General features: G+C 36.7%; 19 protein-coding genes. 15 read left to right on the top strand and 4 right to left on the bottom strand.

Translation table 11 applies throughout. The features are described from left to right. The coding region (locus tag AC1DG9_RS12310; RefSeq protein WP_477634694.1) for a carboxypeptidase-like regulatory domain-containing protein at positions 1 to 450 on the bottom strand (450 nt) is incomplete at its 3' end. A 142-nt stretch (positions 451 to 592) separates the two neighbouring features. On the opposite strand from AC1DG9_RS12310, the gene kbl reads away from it, so the two are divergent. The 7 genes from kbl to AC1DG9_RS12275 all read left to right on the top strand — a co-directional run bounded on the left by kbl (position 593) and on the right by AC1DG9_RS12275 (position 6,071). Beyond that, positions 593 to 1,780 carry a glycine C-acetyltransferase gene (gene kbl, locus AC1DG9_RS12305; protein WP_337717888.1) on the top strand — a complete coding sequence of 396 codons (1,188 nt, stop codon included), beginning with the start codon at positions 593 to 595 and terminating at the stop codon, positions 1,778 to 1,780. Positions 1,781 to 1,884: 104 nt separating this feature from the next. Then, the gene (pheS, locus tag AC1DG9_RS12300) at positions 1,885 to 2,922 is read left to right on the top strand and encodes a phenylalanine--tRNA ligase subunit alpha (RefSeq protein WP_172659388.1); all 1,038 of its coding nucleotides are present in this window, start codon (positions 1,885 to 1,887) and stop codon (positions 2,920 to 2,922) included. Beyond that, the gene (locus AC1DG9_RS12295; protein ID WP_172659389.1) at positions 2,922 to 3,332 is read left to right on the top strand and encodes a hypothetical protein; all 411 of its coding nucleotides are present in this window, start codon (positions 2,922 to 2,924) and stop codon (positions 3,330 to 3,332) included. Before pheS ends, AC1DG9_RS12295 begins: the two co-directional genes overlap by 1 nt. Then, a complete protein-coding gene (locus AC1DG9_RS12290) occupies positions 3,332 to 3,907 on the top strand; it encodes a TetR/AcrR family transcriptional regulator (protein ID WP_048903726.1) in 576 nt (191 codons plus the stop codon). Before AC1DG9_RS12295 ends, AC1DG9_RS12290 begins: the two co-directional genes overlap by 1 nt. 82 nt (positions 3,908 to 3,989) lie before the next feature. Beyond that, positions 3,990 to 4,100, top strand: a complete 111-nt coding sequence (locus AC1DG9_RS12285; protein WP_172659390.1) for a phenylalanyl-tRNA synthetase subunit alpha — start codon at positions 3,990 to 3,992, stop codon at positions 4,098 to 4,100. A gap of 92 nt (positions 4,101 to 4,192) precedes the next feature. After that, positions 4,193 to 5,662, top strand: a complete 1,470-nt coding sequence (rlmD, locus tag AC1DG9_RS12280; protein ID WP_172659391.1) for a 23S rRNA (uracil(1939)-C(5))-methyltransferase RlmD — start codon at positions 4,193 to 4,195, stop codon at positions 5,660 to 5,662. Between the two features lies 1 nt (position 5,663). Then, positions 5,664 to 6,071 carry a hypothetical protein gene (locus AC1DG9_RS12275; protein ID WP_172659392.1) on the top strand — a complete coding sequence of 136 codons (408 nt, stop codon included), beginning with the start codon at positions 5,664 to 5,666 and terminating at the stop codon, positions 6,069 to 6,071. On the opposite strand, the gene AC1DG9_RS12270 is transcribed toward AC1DG9_RS12275, so the two are convergent. Together AC1DG9_RS12270 and AC1DG9_RS12265 are read right to left on the bottom strand one after the other, a co-directional pair. Further along, positions 6,072 to 7,748: a serine hydrolase domain-containing protein gene (locus tag AC1DG9_RS12270; RefSeq protein ID WP_337717886.1), complete on the bottom strand. Its 1,677-nt coding sequence runs from the start codon at positions 7,746 to 7,748 to the stop codon at positions 6,072 to 6,074. It abuts the gene before it with no gap. Positions 7,749 to 7,864: 116 nt separating this feature from the next. Next, positions 7,865 to 8,575: a head GIN domain-containing protein gene (locus AC1DG9_RS12265; protein ID WP_337717884.1), complete on the bottom strand. Its 711-nt coding sequence runs from the start codon at positions 8,573 to 8,575 to the stop codon at positions 7,865 to 7,867. A gap of 160 nt (positions 8,576 to 8,735) precedes the next feature. Between AC1DG9_RS12265 and AC1DG9_RS12260 the strand changes: the two genes are divergently transcribed. From AC1DG9_RS12260 to hemH, 5 genes are all read left to right on the top strand, one after another. Continuing rightward, the gene (locus AC1DG9_RS12260) at positions 8,736 to 9,245 is read left to right on the top strand and encodes a phosphoribosyltransferase family protein (RefSeq protein ID WP_172659395.1); all 510 of its coding nucleotides are present in this window, start codon (positions 8,736 to 8,738) and stop codon (positions 9,243 to 9,245) included. Between the two features lie 39 nt (positions 9,246 to 9,284). Then, positions 9,285 to 9,905 (top strand): 1-acyl-sn-glycerol-3-phosphate acyltransferase, encoded by a 621-nt coding sequence (locus AC1DG9_RS12255; protein WP_172659396.1) that lies wholly within the window; start codon positions 9,285 to 9,287, stop codon positions 9,903 to 9,905. Beyond that, positions 9,902 to 10,801, top strand: coding sequence for a hypothetical protein (locus AC1DG9_RS12250; RefSeq protein WP_172659397.1), 900 nt, complete (start codon positions 9,902 to 9,904; stop codon positions 10,799 to 10,801). Before AC1DG9_RS12255 ends, AC1DG9_RS12250 begins: the two co-directional genes overlap by 4 nt. A gap of 53 nt (positions 10,802 to 10,854) precedes the next feature. Further along, positions 10,855 to 11,703 (top strand): 4-hydroxy-3-methylbut-2-enyl diphosphate reductase, encoded by an 849-nt coding sequence (locus AC1DG9_RS12245; RefSeq protein ID WP_172659398.1) that lies wholly within the window; start codon positions 10,855 to 10,857, stop codon positions 11,701 to 11,703. A gap of 62 nt (positions 11,704 to 11,765) precedes the next feature. Then, complete coding sequence (gene hemH / locus AC1DG9_RS12240; RefSeq protein ID WP_477634693.1) at positions 11,766 to 12,779, top strand: ferrochelatase; 1,014 nt, start codon at positions 11,766 to 11,768, stop codon at positions 12,777 to 12,779. Here hemH and AC1DG9_RS12235 read toward each other — a convergent pair. Then, positions 12,776 to 13,990 carry a 3-deoxy-D-manno-octulosonic acid transferase gene (locus AC1DG9_RS12235; RefSeq protein ID WP_477634692.1) on the bottom strand — a complete coding sequence of 405 codons (1,215 nt, stop codon included), beginning with the start codon at positions 13,988 to 13,990 and terminating at the stop codon, positions 12,776 to 12,778. The genes hemH and AC1DG9_RS12235 overlap by 4 nt on opposite strands. A gap of 61 nt (positions 13,991 to 14,051) precedes the next feature. Between AC1DG9_RS12235 and AC1DG9_RS12230 the strand changes: the two genes are divergently transcribed. The 3 genes from AC1DG9_RS12230 to AC1DG9_RS12220 all read left to right on the top strand — a co-directional run. Then, entirely contained in the window at positions 14,052 to 15,362 is a 1,311-nt protein-coding gene (locus tag AC1DG9_RS12230; RefSeq protein WP_477634691.1) for a UDP-glucose dehydrogenase family protein, read from the top strand. Then, on the top strand, positions 15,362 to 16,351 hold the full coding sequence (locus tag AC1DG9_RS12225) for a UDP-glucuronic acid decarboxylase family protein (RefSeq protein ID WP_172659402.1): 990 nt from the start codon (positions 15,362 to 15,364) through the stop codon (positions 16,349 to 16,351). The genes AC1DG9_RS12230 and AC1DG9_RS12225 overlap by 1 nt, the downstream gene beginning before the upstream one ends. Before the next feature lie 5 nt (positions 16,352 to 16,356). Next, positions 16,357 to 16,811 (top strand): SDR family NAD(P)-dependent oxidoreductase (locus tag AC1DG9_RS12220; protein ID WP_477634690.1); only part of this gene is annotated, 455 nt, incomplete at its 3' end.

Here is a 16,811-nt window from a genome sequence, read left to right as displayed (position 1 = left end):
ACCTACAAGTTTTTGTACTCCTTTAATATATACATCGGCTTTATATGCCTTTACTTCGGTAAGGTGTTCTTTCCTTTTTTTAATGGCTTGCCYGATGATTTCGTAGGCAGGATCTTCTGCATTGCCATCTATGGTAACTCCGGCCAGGCTATAAGTTTCCGGCGTTATCACTACATCTTCAGTTAGGTTATCATTAATAGTGATTTCTTTCTCTAATGCTTTATAGCCAATTGCTTTATAAATAATGGTAAAAGTTCCCTTTTCAATGCTTAATGAATAAACACCATCCACATTTGCTGAAGTTCCAATCGTTGTGTTTTTTATATAAACAGAAGCAAATGGAACGGATTGTCCTTCTGTATCTTTTATTGTGCCACCAAGTTTAAGCTGTTGTGCTGATAGGCTAAGGGCGCTTACAAAAAGAAATAGCGTTAAAAAAATCTTCTTCATTAAATGGATTTAAGGCTTAAATATCGGATTAGTTGTGAATACTAAACAGTTTTTTTGTGTTAAAGTTTGCAACCATCGTTTAATTGCCTTACCACCACAAGACGATATTTTTATAACTTTGGTTGCATTAATTATTATAAATATGTACAAAACCTTAAAACCCGTTCTAGAACAAGAACTGGAGCAAATAGAAAAAGACGGTTTATTTAAACGTGAACGTATTATTGTAACCCCTCAGGGAGCCGATATTAAGATCAGCACCGGGCAGGAGGTGATCAACTTTTGTGCAAATAATTATTTGGGACTATCGTCTCATCCGGCAGTTATTGAAGCGGCAAAAAAAGCTATAGATAAATATGGTTACGGAATGTCCTCAGTACGTTTTATATGTGGTACACAGGATGTCCATAAAGAACTGGAATCAAAACTTTCCAAATTTTTAGGTACAGAAGATACAATTTTATATGCTGCAGCATTTGATGCTAACGGTGGTGTTTTTGAACCTTTGTTTAATGATCAGGACGCTATTATTTCTGATGAATTAAACCATGCATCTATTATAGATGGAGTGCGCTTGTGTAAAGCAAAGCGTTTTAGATATAAAAATGCGGATATGGCAGATTTGGAACAGCAATTAATTGCTGCTAAGGATTCCAGACATCGCATTGTTGTTACAGATGGGGCATTTTCTATGGATGGAGTTGTGGCTCCATTAGATGAAATTTGTGATTTAGCAGATAAATATGAAGCGCTTGTAATGATTGATGAGTCGCATTGCACTGGTTTTATGGGTAAGACAGGTCGCGGTACTCATGAGCATTTCAATGTGATAGATAGGGTTGACATTATTACAGGTACCTTGGGTAAAGCGCTTGGCGGTGCATCTGGAGGGTTTACTTCGGGTAAGAAAGAAATTATTGACATGTTGCGCCAAAGATCTCGCCCTTATTTATTCTCAAATACACTTGCCCCTGCAATTACAGGAGCATCTGTAGCGGTTCTGGATCTTTTAAGTGAAACTACTGATTTAAGGGATAAACTGGAGCGTAATACTGCTTACTTCCGTACAAAAATGACTGAAGCTGGTTTTGACATTAAAGAGGGGGTACACCCGATAGTTCCTGTTATGCTTTATGATGCTAAGCTTGCCCAGGAATTTGCGGCTAAAATGCTCGAGGAAGGAATTTATGTAATCGGGTTTTATTATCCGGTGGTTGGACAAGGCAAGGCTAGAATTCGTGTGCAATTATCTGCGGCACATGAGCAGCACCATTTAGATAAGGCCATAGCAGCATTTACTAAAGTTGGTAAAGCGTTGGGCGTAATATAAAACTAAGCGGCTGAGTCTATTTTCTTTATGGAGTGATGCTTCATGACGATTTTTGGACTCAGCCGTTATAAATATATTGCATAAATAGCTGTATATTTGTTGCCATGTTACAAGACAAGATAACACAGTATACAGCAGAAATAAATGCTTTCTCAACTGATAAAGCAGATGAATTAGAACAATTCCGTATAAAATTCCTTGGTACTAAAGGAATTATCAAAGATATTTTCGATGAATTTAAGGCCGTTTCACCAGAAGAAAAAAGAACTCTGGGAAAGGTTTTAAATGAATTTAAACAGCTCGCAGAAGCAAAATATCAAACACTGAAAGATCAGGGTGGGGTAGCAGAAGTTTCAGCAAGTGCTGATATAGATTTAACCTTACCTGGTGAAGGGTTTGAAGTTGGCGCCCGCCACCCATTGGCTTTGGTTAGACGAGAAATCATCGAGATTTTTAATAAACTTGGTTTTATTGTAGCAGAAGGTCCGGAGATTGAGGATGACTGGCACAATTTCTCTGCTTTAAACTTCCCGGAAGAACACCCTGCTAGAGATATGCAGGATACTTTCTTTATTAAAAAAGGAGGCGAAAAAGGCGATATTGCCTTGCGTACGCATACTTCTTCTGTTCAGGTAAGAATGATGGAGGCTGGTAAGCCACCATTCAGAGCAATTATGCCGGGTCGTGTTTATCGTAACGAGGCCATTTCTGCTAGGGCGCATTGCTTTTTCCACCAGGTAGAGGGTTTGTATATTGATGAAAATGTTTCATTTGCAGATCTAAAGCAAACGCTGTTCTATTTTGTACAGGAACTTTATGGAGAAGGTACAAAGGTTCGTTTCCGCCCTTCTTATTTCCCTTTTACAGAGCCGTCAGCTGAAATGGATATTTCTTGTACTATCTGCAAAGGCGCAGGTTGTCAGATGTGTAAGTATAGCGGCTGGGTTGAAATTTTAGGATGTGGCATGGTTGATCCTAACGTTTTGGAAAATTGTAATATCGACAGCAAGAAATATAGCGGCTTTGCATTCGGAATGGGTATTGAGCGTATTGCCAACCTTAAATTCGAAATCAAAGACTTGCGTTTATTTTCTGAAAATGATGCTCGCTTTTTAAAGCAATATAAAACGTCATTAATATAATGATTAAAAAAATAGTCGGATTATTTCTGTTGGTGATCACTTTTGGAGGATGTGGAAAAGAAAGTGAAATGATTCCTAATGTTTTTGTGGAATACAATGTGACCGTTCAGGAATTTAAGATTAAAGCCAAGAACAATGTATTACTGGTAGATAATCAGGGCGTTAAAGGTCTGATGATTGTTGCAATTGGTGGTGGCTACAGGACATTCGATAGAGCCAGTTCAGTAAACCCTCAAAATGGTGGTTGTGCAGTTGTTCCGGACTCGACCGGAATTACAGCTACTGATCCGTGTACAGGAGCTAAATTTTTGCTGCTTGACGGAACTCCGCAAAAAGCGCCGGCTGTACGTAATTTAAAATCTTATACTACATCACTTCGTGGTGGCCTGACTATAAATGTAAGTAACTAATGGAACCAGAGAAAATAAAGGAAAGTATAATCAGGTCTGCAAAAGAGCTATTCAGAAAGTACGGCTATCATAAAACAAGTGTTAATGAGATCGCCAGAAAAGCCAGAATAGCTAAAGCAACTATATATAAGTATTTTGAAAGCAAAGAACAGATTTTGGATGCTATCCTGATGAATTATCTGGACCTGAACCTTCATGAAATTTTAAAAAATAAAGCTCAGTTTGCTGATGAAGAAGAGCACCTTAAGGCGCTTGTAATGAAAACATGCAGACTTACTTATACCGTTTGTAATGAGTTTATCGGCTGGGATTTTGTTAGGGAAAATGCAAACTCGCAAGATTTTTTAAAGCATTTATCTGATCAGTTAGAGTCTTTATTGCTTTCTGCCTATTTAGAGCTCGACCATTTTAAAAATAACCCATCTCGTAAAGAAGGCCTGGCATTTTTATTAAAAGCAAGCAAGAGCATTGTATTCTCATTCGCCTTCACTTCTGTTAGTGATTCTGATGTTCGCAAGAACTTTGTTAGTTTTCAGAAAGAACTTCTTCCCTTCCTGGTAAAGGCCGCTTTGTAGGTTTCTTTACAAAACCTTAACATGTACCGTTTTGGTATTCGGTATAAAAACATCTATATTTGACTGTATACGTCAATATATTATGAGTAAAGAGGTTTTAGAGATTTCTGTAATGGTTGATGAGAAATTTGATATGAGCTTTAATATGGTTGAAGGCTTTTTCGGTTTAATCCTTAAAGTTTTTGGTAAGTAGAGTTTGATATTGCATTTTCTTTTCTTTTAAAGGTGTTTTGAATGCCTTATGGAGATTAGTATGTCTGAAATTTTATCTAATTTTGCGGCATAATGAGTAGAAATAGAAAAGCCGGAACAGTAACCATCATCCCTAATCTAAGTATTATTGACATTGCCGAAGAGGGCAAAGGAGTTGGCAAAGCAGATGAACTAGTTATATTTGTGGATAAAGCCGTGCCGGGCGATGTGGTTGATGTCCGCATAGTAAAGAAAAAGAAAAATTTTGCAGAAGCAGTAATTGAAAGCTTAAATAAAGCTTCTGATTTAAGAGTTGACCCTTTTTGTCAGCACTTTGGTACCTGTGGTGGTTGTAAATGGCAACACATGGGCTATGATGCTCAACTAAAATTTAAACATAAAAATGTAGAGGCTGCTTTACAGCGCCTTGCAAAAATTGATACCTCTGCAATGGAGCCAATTTTGGGTTCTGCAGAAAATAAATACTATCGCAATAAGCTTGAATACACGTTTTCTAATAAACGCTGGTTGAATAAGCAAGATATGGCAGATAGGCCAGAGGATTTAACTGGTCCGAATGAGGATCTGGAAATGAATGCGCTGGGTTTTCACGTTCCGCTAAGGTTTGATAAAATTCTGGACATCCAGCATTGTTACCTGCAGGCTGAGCCTTCTAATACATTAAGGAATAGTGTTAGGGCTTATGCTTTGGAAAACGGTTTAACTTTTTATGATCTGCGCAATCACGAAGGTAATTTAAGAAATCTGATTATACGTACTTCATCTACTGGTGAGGTAATGGTGGTGGTGGTTTTTGCTTATGCAGAACAGGAGCAGGTAGATGGTTTAATGGAGCATTTGAAAGTGAATTTCCCGGAGATCACTTCGTTGCTTTACATCCTGAACCAAAAAAAGAATGATACTATTTTTGATCAGGAGGTAATTACCTATGCAGGTAGAGATCATATTTTTGAGGAAATGGATGGCCTACAGTTTAAAATTGGGGCTAAGTCTTTTTACCAGACCAATTCTGATCAGGCCCATGAGTTGTATAAAATTACCAAAGAGTTTGCAGGTTTTACTGGTGATGAACTGGTTTATGATTTGTATACCGGAGCTGGTACCATTGCTAATTTTGTAGCAAGAAGTGTAAAACAGGTGGTTGGAATTGAATATGTGCCAACAGCTATTGAAGATGCCAAGTTTAATTCTGAGCTTAATAAAATAGATAATACTATTTTTTATGCAGGCGACATGAAGGATATCCTGACAAGGGACTTTATTGCAAGTCATGGTAAGCCTGATGTGGTAATTACAGATCCGCCAAGAGCCGGAATGCATGTGGACGTAGTGGAAAGACTCCTTGAAATGGAAGCTGAGAAAATTGTGTATGTGAGTTGTAATGCAGCTACCCAGGCAAGAGATTTGGCGCTGTTAAAAGAAAAATATGAGGTAGTTCGTATCAAACCTGTTGATATGTTTCCTCATACTCAGCACGTTGAAAATGTAGTGTTATTGAAATTTGTAGGTAGTACATCGGAAGATAGTTTAGAGAATAATTAAGATGGATATAGAAGAATTATTGCCACAGGAACCAGAAGGTGGAAAAGCAGAAGAGAAAAAGCAAAGCCCATTGGTAAGCTTAGAAAAGGATTTAGATTTATATGCTGACTCTATTAAAGAGATTGCTGTAGAGATAATGTTGGAAGGAATATCTGCTAATCCCATTTTTATTGCCCACCAGTACGAAGTAAATATTGGGGAGGTAATTTTGGATAGAAAAGAATTAAATACTGAATGGACTATACAGGCGTCTACTTTTGAAGAGTTTGTAGAAAAAGGTATAATCCAACCGGATAAAAAAGCATTATTCCTTAAAAGCTACAAAAAACCCGAAGATTTTATGTGCGTTTTTGTGATTGTACCTGAAGGGGCTAACTTTATTTATTATCCTTATAAAAACAAAGGATAACTATTCTTTTAAGAAAAGCAGTTTTTCTACTCTGACATGATTTAAAATAAGGCCATCAATTTGATGGCTTTCGTTTCTTCTGAAATTGAACTCCATTCCTGTTTCCGGGAGATAATAATAGTCTTTATTACCAGAAGAGGTTATTTTTTGTGTACTGCTGCCTATCTTCATATTCAGGCTACCATTATTTATTAGTATTGTATAATGAGCATCGATCTCAGGACTGTAAAAGTTTCCGCAATATTGATTTAAGGTATTGATGTCTTCTTTTTCCGGTTCAATTCTTTTTGCCCATGATGGTTTTCCTTGCTGAGTAATTAGCATTTTTTGAGTATGACTATTCTGGGGTTGCCTAAATTCGAAGGTGATGTCTTCCTCGCCTTTAATATAAAATAAGGAATCGTTTAATGGTAAAATAGGATAATCATTCTGATTCCATTTTTGGAGAACAGTTAAGGAACTGTCTTTACTGAGCACATCAAAAACCATATTTTGGCTTCCTTCTATCAGGTAACTGCCAGCGTAAGGTAAGGTACTTACACTAAGCTTGAATTCTTTAACTACTTTTTTTTCGATTGGTTTTTCTGTTTCTTGTTGAAGTAATATTGGTTTGGTACCAGGGTAGATGTTATTATAGATACTGGTAAGTATATTATAACCTGAAAAAGTACCATTGTTGCTCATAATGATAATACCAAGGTCTTTTTCAGGAAAAAATGCCATATAGCTATGATAACTTGGCAAATCTCCACCATGAGAGATCATTTTTTGATCTTGGAAAGAGGTAATTCTAACTCCTCCTGCGTAATCTATTTGATTTCCATCGTTGTTTATGGCAGGTGTCAGTATTTTTTTCCAGACTTTATCACCCAAAACCCTATGGTTTTTCATTTCGTTGAACCATTTATCCCAGTCAGTGATCGCACTATAAACATTCGAATGACCTATAATTGAAGTCTTGGGATTATACTGGATGTATTTATTGTCTTCTAAAAGATATCCATTAGCCTTATTTTGTACCAGGTGGCTACGTGAGAAACCTGTATTTGCCATTTTTAAAGGATTAAAAATGTGCGCTTTAGCGAACTGACTAAGGTCCTGACCGCTTACTATACTCACAATTTTGGAAAGGAAAAAATAACCGGAATTAGTGTAGCTTTCCTGATCGCCCGCTGGAAAGTTTAATGATGACTGACGCGAAAGTGTAGCGTAAGCTTGCTGATCTGTGGTTTTACCATTTTCCTCCATATCCCTAAGCCAGAGTAATGTAGTGAAGTCTTTAATGCCGCTTTGATGGTGAATAAGCTGATCAATGGTAATGGTATCTGCATACGCAGGGAGGTCCTTGAAATATTTAGAAAGGTGGTTGCTTGTTTTTAATTTTCCTTGTTCTTCAAGCAAATAAATGCAGGCTGCCGTGAATTGTTTAGATACTGAGCAGATGTTAAAGCAAGTTGCAGAAGTATTTTTACGTTTTGTATTCAGATCAGCTAATCCAAACCCACTGGCGTAAACCAGCTTTTCCTTTTGTACAATACCTACTGCTACTCCGGGGATATTGTTCTTTGAAAGATTGGCTAGAATACTGTCAATCTTTTTCTTATTGATAGATTGACCATTAACAGCATTTGCAAAGAAAAGGAATATAATAATTATATGAACAGAGAGGTTTTTCATAAGTATGGCGTCTATATAGTTATAGACGATTGATCTGAAATAATGGTTGCAATTTAAAATAAAAATTCCTGCCAGACATCCGTTTGGCAGKAATAACTAAAAACTAAAACTAAACTTTATTTTAATCGGTTTACATCTCCGCTTTTGCTGGAGTTGTTTTTTACTGATGCACTTCCTTTGTAGTTTATATCACTACCTCCACTGGCACTTGCCTCTAATGCTTTATTAACATGAATGTTTGCATCAGAACCACCACTTGAACTTACTTTTGCGTAATCAACTATAAAATCCAGTGCATTTACATCGCTGCCTCCACTTGTAGCAACCTCCATATTTGTTGCACTTCCTTTTAAATCAACATCAGATCCACCACTTGTGTGTACTTCAATATCTTTAGCAACTACATCTAATTTTAAATCAGAACCTCCTGATGCACTTAATGACAATCTATCGGTTTTTAGTGTGTTTTGAGTATACACATCACTACCTCCGCTTGCTGATAAGGCTTTTAACGTTTTATAATTGACATAAACTTTGATGCTTTGATTTTTAAATAACCGACCCCAGTTAACACCATCTTTATATCTGATTTTTAGGTTGTTTCCTTCTTTCTCGATGATGACATTTTTAATGAGATCAGGATGAGCGTTGATACGAATATTTTCGGAATTACTCTGTGTAAGGTATACGTCTATTCCACTTGAAACTGAAACTTCATTAAAGTTGGTTATAGAAACGTCTTTGTTCTGCTGGGCATTTGATGATATTACAGATGCCGAAAATACAAGTAATGTTAGGGCTGATTTAAGTATAGATGATGCTTTCATAATTGGTTTTAGATTGAGGGTTTATTGATTAGACGCAACAGAGGCCTAAACGTTGCACGATTTGTAAACTTTTTTTAAACGCATATAAAAATATTTTTATCTAAGTTTGAATATGAACCTTAAAATGGTTCTTTTTGTAGCATAAACAATGTGATACCAGATGGCAGAATCTCAATTACTTATTCTAGATAAAAAACAGATACAGCAAAAGATCAACAGAATTGCATACCAGATTCTGGAAGATAATTTAGACGAGAAGGAAATTGTATTGGCAGGAATATGGGACCGGGGCTATAAATTAGCCTTAAGGCTTAAGAAGGTATTGACAAAAATCTCTGATCTTAAAATCACGATGCTCAGGATAGATCTTGACAGGCTGAATACTAAATTGGTTGCTAATACTGATTTAGACGAGTCGCATTGGAAAAATAAGGTGATCATACTTGTTGATGATGTATTAAATAGTGGTAAAACACTTGCTTATGGTTTAGGCGTTTTCCTGAATACGCCACACAAAAAAATCCGTACAGTGGTACTGGTAGACAGGAGCCACAAAATTTTCCCGATAGCTACTGATTTTGTTGGTCTGGAGATGGCTACTGTTTTAAAGGAACATGTTGATGTGGTTATGGATGTTGAAGGTGAGGAAGACAGGGTTTATTTAAGCTAGCCGTTTGCATTTGAGGCTAATTTTTCTCATTTTAGAGGGATGTACCAGTCCCAAAAAAGCCCTGTAATTTTTAAGTTCTTTTCCTGGTATGTTACTTATATCATTAAGAAGGACTTTTCTTCGTACAATTTTAACAAGCTTCAGATCAAAGAAAATGAGGCTGTGCTTTTATTGGCCAATCATTTTAGCTGGTGGGACGGTTTTTTGATGTTCTATTTAAACAAAAAGTTGTTTAAGAAACAGTTTCATGTGCTGGTTACGAAAGAAGATTACGAGAAGTTATGGTTTTTAAAATATTTGGGCGCTTTTGCTGCAGAAACGAAAGGAAAGGATGTGGTGCAAACATTAACATATGCAGGGAGCTTACTGGATAATCCTGATAATTTGGTCCTCATGTTTCCTCAGGGAAAACTCTATACTAGCTACATCGGTAGTATAACTTTTGAAAAAGGAGTGATGCAGGTTGTGAATGCTTCCAGGAAGAAATTTCAAACTATATTTTCGGCTAATCTTACAGATTATTTTGGAGGCAGAAAGCCAGAGGCGAGGAGTTACCTCGCCACCTGGGAAGCGGAGGAGTATGTGAGTTTGCAACTACTCAAAAGTGAGTATAACAAACATTATGGGTATGCAGTTAAAAGCCAGAGTAAAACAATATGATCACTTTCGTTTATGCTGTGCTTGTATTTATTGTGCTGCGGTTTTCAGTTACGTTATTTAATTTCTTATCCAATCCAAAGCTTGGCTATTACGGAAAACACTTTACAGATAAGGTTTCAGTTATCATTTCTTTGTCGGATAAAAATGATGATCCTTCTTCATTGATCGCATCTATCAATGCTCAGGATTACACGAATGTTGAAGTTGTTGTTAAAAAACATTCAGAAACAACAGAAAAAGCAGTGGCTAAAACAACTGGCGGCTTTATTCTTTTCTTGGATGTTAATACAATTATTAATAAGGGGTTGATAAACAATCTTATTTGTCGTGCTAAGGTGTTTGATCTGGACTTGTTGAGCATAGTTCCTAATCGTAGATTTAGCGGACTATTTAGCCGGTTGGTTTATCCTTTAAGTGATTTCATTTTGCTGAATCTTTTGCCGTTAAGATTGGTGAGGTTGAGTACCCAACAAATATTTGCAACAACTAATACCGGGTGCATGTTTTTTAAAGCAAGCAGCTATAAGACGAGTGACTGGCATGGGAAAACAGAAGTTTTACTTGCAAATAAGTTCGTTTATATTGATGAAAAGGTAGGATTTGATAAGGTCTCATCGCAGTTGTTGCTGACATTTGGGAATAACATATTTGCCGTGTTAATTTACCTGGTGCTGGTTATTGCCGGACCTATTATTGTGTTGATCAATTTTGAACCGGTATTTTTGGTTTTACCTTTTGGATTGATTTTCCTGAGTAGGGTAATGATATCTTTCCTTACAACACAAAATCCTTTTATAAATGTTTTGCTCCATCCAATTCAAATGATTATGCTCTTAGGACTGTTATTAAAGGGACTTTGGATTAAGGTATTGACATCAGTTAAACATAAGATATAAGAATATGAAACTCTTTTTGTGTAATTTTGTACATTATTAGTGTCAGAAGAAAGATGAAATACGATTTAACCGTTACTATAGATAAGGCGTCGGGCTTTTGCTTTGGGGTAGTTTATGCTATTGATATGGCTGAAGATATTTTAGATCATGAGGATTACTTGTATTGCCTGGGCGATATTGTGCATAACGATGAAGAGGTTAAACGGTTAACCGATAAAGGTTTAAGGATAATCGATCATGAGCAATTGCAGGGCTTAAAGAAGGAAAAGGTTCTGATCAGAGCTCATGGAGAAGCTCCATCTACTTACCAGCTTGCATTGGAAAATGAACTAACATTAATTGATGCTTCTTGTCCGGTTGTTTTAAAACTTCAAAACAGAATTAAGAACTCACACGATGATGATGAGCAAATTCTGATCTTCGGTAAACATGGTCATGCGGAAGTAGTAGGCTTACAAGGACAAACTGATGGGAAAGCAATTGTTTTTCAGGATTTGGCAGAGTTGGATCATGTAGATCTGCCTTCGAAATTCACTTTGTATAGTCAAACAACTAAGAGTACAGATAAATTTTACCAGATAAAAGATGAACTCATAAGTAGGGGATATGACATTAAAGCAAATGACACCATTTGCCGACAAGTTTCTAACCGTTATACTGATTTGGAGAAATTTGTGGTAAACTATGATAAGATCATATTCGTTTCGGGGAAGAAATCATCTAACGGAAAGGTTTTATATGATGTTTGCAAAAAGTATAACGACAATTCATATTTCATTTCAAATATTGAGGAAATAGATTTCAACTGGTTTTCTCCTAAAGATAAGGTTGGAATTTGCGGTGCTACATCTACGCCTATGTGGTTGATGGAAGAGGTTAAAGCATTTCTCCAAAATCATTAAAAAGTAATTATTGTTTTTACGGAAGATTATAAAAGTATAATAAGTTAATTTTGGGCCATATTATGGGAAAAAAGGGCGTTTTGTTAGTCAATTTAGGAACTCCGGATAGTCCGGAAGTAAAAGATGTACGCAAATATCTTGATCAGTTTTTGATGGATGAGCGCGTAATTGATGTTAATGCTTTTAACCGTACACTATTGGTTAAAGGTATAATTGTTCCTTTTCGCAGTCCTAAAACTTCAAAATTATATAAAGAAATCTGGGATGAAAACGGATCTCCATTATTGTATTATAGCAAAATACAAGCTGCGTTAGTTCAGGAGAAATTAGGAGATGAATATCATGTTGAACTGGCGATGAGGTATCAGAACCCTTCGATTCAGTCTRCTTTAGATAAAATGAAAGCAGGTTTGGTTGAAAGTATAAAAGTAATTCCCTTGTTTCCTCAATATGCTTCTGCTAGCAGTGGTTCGGTAATACAAAGCGTAATGGAAATTGTAAGTAAATGGACCACTATACCTCCGGTTTCATTTGTAAATTCATTTCACGATAACGAATTGATGTTAGAGGTCTTTGCTGAAAATGCAAAGAAATATCAGCCAGAGACCTATGACCACGTATTGTTTAGTTTTCACGGGCTTCCGGAGCGCCAATTGTTAAAGTGTGATCATACTGGAAATTATTGTCTGAAAAAGGACAATTGCTGTGAAACTTTAAATGATACCAATAAATTTTGCTACTCTGCGCAGGGGCATGATACAGCAAGGTTACTTGCAGAGAAATTGAATATTTCCAGAGAAAATTATACCGTTTGCTTCCAATCGCGTTTGGGTAAAGAGCCATGGGTGCAGCCATACACAACCGATGTGTTAAAGAAACTTGCTGCTGAAGGAAAAAAACGTTTACTTGTATTTAGTCCTGCATTTGTTGCCGATTGCCTGGAAACACTTTATGAAATTACAGTTGAATATCATGAAGAATTTAAGGCCTTAGGTGGCGAACATGTTCAGTTGGTTGAAAGCCTTAATGATCATCCAAAGTTTATTGATGCCATTGCAGAAATGGCGGTGAGCTAAAAATTTTGAGCAATGTATTTAATGATCTGATCTGTTGATCCGGTCTTTGTGTTTACATACCTTTTTGCAAGATCACCCGAAGTTCTGTCCTCTGTAAGCTTTTGGAATGCAATGAATAATTCCTCAGCATTTTTAATGCTAACAGCAGCATTTATGGAGATCAGGTCTTTTGCTTCTTGAAATTTATCGTATCTAGGCCCAAAGATTACGGGCATTCCAAATGCGGCAGCCTCCAGTGTATTGTGTATCCCTACACCAAATCCCCCACCTATATAAGCAATTTGTCCGTACTGATAGATAGATGATAAAAGACCAATGTTATCTATTATTAGCGTTTGAGTATCTACAGGCTGGTTTGTTAATTCTGAATACTTAACCGATTMAGGGATAAGTTTTACAATTTCGTCTATATGCSCTTTATCTATCTCATGAGGGGCGATAATGAATTTCCAGTTCGGATAGGCGTTAATAAGTGTTGCTAGTAAATGCTCATCAGCCGGCCAGGTACTTCCTGCAATAAGCGTGTTGTTGTTATCACAAAATTTTCTGATTGTTTCAAATTCCTTTGGCGATTTTGCATTCTCTGCCACCCGGTCAAACCTGGTATCGCCACTGATACTTACATTGTGTATGTTTATTTGACTGAGCAACTGCTTGCTTTCTTCATTCTGGACAAAAAAGTGATTTACAAAACTTAAAATTTYGCGGTTAAAAGAGCCATACCATTTGAAGAAAATCTGATCGGGTCTGAAAATACCGGATATAATGTAAAGTGGAATACCAGATTGGTGAAGGACTTTAAAATAATGATACCAGTACTCATATTTAGTGAATACCGCTAATTCAGGATTTATAGCTGCAATAAGTTGTTTGGCATTACTGGGTGTATCAAGCGGCAGGTAAAATACTCCGTCAGCCAAGGCGTAGTCTTTTCTGATTTCGTATCCTGATGGGGAGAAAAAAGTAATTATAATTTGCTTTTCGGGATAAGTACTTTTAATTTTTTCTAATAAAGGCCGGCCTTGTTCAAACTCTCCAAGTGAGGCAAAGTGAAACCAGATGTTTGACTTAGCGGGATCTATCTTTTTTTGTATTTTTTCAAAAATATTCCTTCTTCCTTGAACAAAAAGTTTAGCTTTATTATTGAACAGGGAGAATATTTTAATAATTAAACCATAAAGTTGAATCGCGATATTATAAAGCAAAAGCATTTTGTGTTTATTTCTTATCTTAGCCGAAGATACTTCAATAAAATTAAAACCGAATTAATATATGAAAATAGCCGTAATAGGAACAGGGTACGTAGGTTTAGTTACCGGTACTTGTTTGGCCGAAACTGGTAACGACGTTATATGCGTTGACGTTAATGAAGCCAAAGTGCTCAAAATGCAAAATGGTGAAGTTCCTATTTATGAACCCGGATTAGATGTACTATTTCACAGAAATATTGCTCAGGGAAGATTGGTTTTTACTACTGATCTTGCAGCCGGAATTAAGGAAGCACAAATTATTTTTATGGCTTTGCCTACGCCTCCAGGTGGCGATGGTGCAGCAGATCTATCGTATATTCTAGGGGCAGCAAAAGATATTTCGAAGCTGGTTACTGAATATAAGGTGGTTATTAATAAATCGACAGTTCCGGTTGGAACAGCAGATAAGGTGCAGGCTGTTTTTAAGGAAAATACTTCAGTAGAAATTGATGTGGTTTCTAACCCAGAGTTTTTACGTGAAGGTGTGGCTGTAGATGATTTCATGAAACCTGATAGGGTAGTAATTGGCACCAGCAGCGAAAAGGCAAAGAAATTGCTTTTAGAGCTATATGGCCCGTATGTTAGACAAGGAAATCCGATATTGTTTATGGACGAGCGATCGTCTGAGCTGACAAAATACGCTGCTAATTCATTTCTTGCTACCAAAATAACATTTATGAATGAGGTGGCTAACCTATGCGAAATTGTAGGAGCCGATGTTGACGCTGTACGTAAAGGTATTGGCTCTGACGCAAGAATTGGCAAAAGATTCTTATTCCCTGGTATCGGTTATGGTGGAAGCTGCTTTCCTAAAGATGTGCAAGCCTTAGCAAAAGCTGCGGATGAACATAATTATGATTTTCAGATTCTGAGAGCGGTGATGAATGTGAATGAAAGGCAGAAAATTGTTTTGGTTGATAAGCTTTTGAAATACTATAAAAATGATTTAAAAGGCAAGCACTTCGCTTTATGGGGCCTTGCCTTTAAACCAGAAACAGATGATATCCGTGAGGCAMCAGCTTTGTATATTATTCAAGAGCTAGTGAAACATGGTGCAACGGTTACTGCATTTGATCCGGAAGGGATTGACAACGTAAAAGCGCTGATAGGTGATAAAATTCAGTACTCAAGCAATCAATACGAAGCTTTGGAAGGTGCAGATGCATTGCTGATTGCAACAGAGTGGTCTGTTTTTAGAAATCCAGATTTCGAAAGAATGGAACAGACATTAACTAACAAGGTTATTTTTGACGGCCGTAACCTATACGACTTAGAAAAGATGATTGACTTAGGTTATTACTATAATAGTGTAGGCCGTAAGCTAATAAACTAATGGGACGTAAAAGAGTTTTAATAACCGGTGCTGCCGGTTTTCTAGGATCGCATTTGTGCGATAGATTTATAAAAGAAGGCTATTATGTGATTGCCATGGATAACCTGATAACAGGGGATCTGAAAAATATAGAACACTTATTTGGTTTAGAGAGTTTTGAATTTGCACATCATGATGTTTCAAAATTTGTTCATGTACCTGGTAAATTAGATTATATTTTACATTTTGCTTCGCCTGCGAGCCCTATTGATTATCTTAAAATTCCTATTCAAACGTTAAAGGTAGGATCTTTAGGAACACACAATCTGTTAGGTTTAGCAAAGAATAAAAAAGCCAGGATGCTCATTGCTTCTACTTCGGAAGTTTATGGCGATCCAAGTGTAAACCCTCAGCCAGAGGAATACTGGGGAAATGTGAATCCGGTTGGGCCTAGAGGTGTTTATGATGAAGCCAAACGTTTTCAGGAAGCAATGACTATGGCTTATCACACCTTTCATGGTGTGGAAACACGAATAGTTAGGATTTTTAATACTTATGGCCCTAGAATGCGTCTAAATGATGGACGTGTTTTACCTGCTTTTATTGGTCAGGCCTTAAGAGGTGAAGACTTAACTGTGTTTGGCGATGGGTCTCAAACCAGGTCTTTCTGTTATGTTGATGATCTGATAGAAGGTATTTACAGGTTATTGTTAAGTGATTACGTGATGCCGGTAAATATTGGTAACCCGGATGAGATAACAATTAAGCAATTTGGAGAGGAGATTATTAAACTAACGGGAACAAATCAGAAACTGGTTTTAAGAGATTTGCCGGTTGATGATCCGAAACAACGCCGCCCGGATATTACAAAAGCAAGAGAGATTTTGGGCTGGGAGCCAAAAGTTAGTCGTGAAGAAGGATTAAAGATTACCTACGAATATTTTAAATCACTGCCAGCTGAGGCTTTAATAAACAAGGAACATAAAGATTTTACAACATATAATCGTTAATAAGAATGTCTAAAATATTAGTAACTGGAGGAACTGGTTTTATTGGTTCGCATACAGTAGTTGAATTGCATAATGCAGGATATGAGGTGGTAATTATTGATGACCTCTCTAATTCTAACCCTAAAATACTTGATCAGATAGAAACAATTATAGGAATTAAGCCAAAATTTGTTCAGCTTAACCTATGTGATGAAGCTAAGGTAAATGAATTTGCAGCGAAAAACACTGATATTGATGGAGTAATCCACTTTGCAGCTTTTAAAGCAGTTGGAGAGTCTGTACAGCAGCCACTGAAGTATTATAAAAATAATTTTTACTCACTAATTAACCTGATTACTGCGTTTAACAGTTCAGTTAAATTGGTGTTCTCTTCATCATGTACCGTTTATGGTCAACCAGATGTGTTGCCGGTAACAGAATCAGCCCCTACAAAAAGAGCAGAATCGCCATATGGCAATAC

The sequence above is a fragment of the Pedobacter sp. 05L430 genome (assembly GCF_056397585.1).
Note: the sequence above shows the minus strand (reverse complement) of the source record. Positions and strands in the feature narration are given on the sequence as shown.

Excerpts from the sequence above, each read along its gene's own strand:
- kbl (WP_337717888.1), top strand. The coding sequence starts at position 593 with ATGTACAAAACCTTAAAACCCGTTCTAGAACAAGAACTGGAGCAAATA.
- pheS (WP_172659388.1), top strand. The coding sequence starts at position 1,885 with ATGTTACAAGACAAGATAACACAGTATACAGCAGAAATAAATGCTTTC.
- AC1DG9_RS12295 (WP_172659389.1), top strand. The coding sequence starts at position 2,922 with ATGATTAAAAAAATAGTCGGATTATTTCTGTTGGTGATCACTTTTGGA.
- AC1DG9_RS12290 (WP_048903726.1), top strand. The coding sequence starts at position 3,332 with ATGGAACCAGAGAAAATAAAGGAAAGTATAATCAGGTCTGCAAAAGAG.
- AC1DG9_RS12285 (WP_172659390.1), top strand. The coding sequence starts at position 3,990 with ATGAGTAAAGAGGTTTTAGAGATTTCTGTAATGGTTGATGAGAAATTT.
- rlmD (WP_172659391.1), top strand. The coding sequence starts at position 4,193 with ATGAGTAGAAATAGAAAAGCCGGAACAGTAACCATCATCCCTAATCTA.
- AC1DG9_RS12275 (WP_172659392.1), top strand. The coding sequence starts at position 5,664 with ATGGATATAGAAGAATTATTGCCACAGGAACCAGAAGGTGGAAAAGCA.
- AC1DG9_RS12270 (WP_337717886.1), bottom strand. The coding sequence starts at position 7,748 with ATGAAAAACCTCTCTGTTCATATAATTATTATATTCCTTTTCTTTGCA.
- AC1DG9_RS12265 (WP_337717884.1), bottom strand. The coding sequence starts at position 8,575 with ATGAAAGCATCATCTATACTTAAATCAGCCCTAACATTACTTGTATTT.
- AC1DG9_RS12260 (WP_172659395.1), top strand. The coding sequence starts at position 8,736 with ATGGCAGAATCTCAATTACTTATTCTAGATAAAAAACAGATACAGCAA.
- AC1DG9_RS12255 (WP_172659396.1), top strand. The coding sequence starts at position 9,285 with ATGTACCAGTCCCAAAAAAGCCCTGTAATTTTTAAGTTCTTTTCCTGG.
- AC1DG9_RS12250 (WP_172659397.1), top strand. The coding sequence starts at position 9,902 with ATGATCACTTTCGTTTATGCTGTGCTTGTATTTATTGTGCTGCGGTTT.
- AC1DG9_RS12245 (WP_172659398.1), top strand. The coding sequence starts at position 10,855 with ATGAAATACGATTTAACCGTTACTATAGATAAGGCGTCGGGCTTTTGC.
- AC1DG9_RS12225 (WP_172659402.1), top strand. The coding sequence starts at position 15,362 with ATGGGACGTAAAAGAGTTTTAATAACCGGTGCTGCCGGTTTTCTAGGA.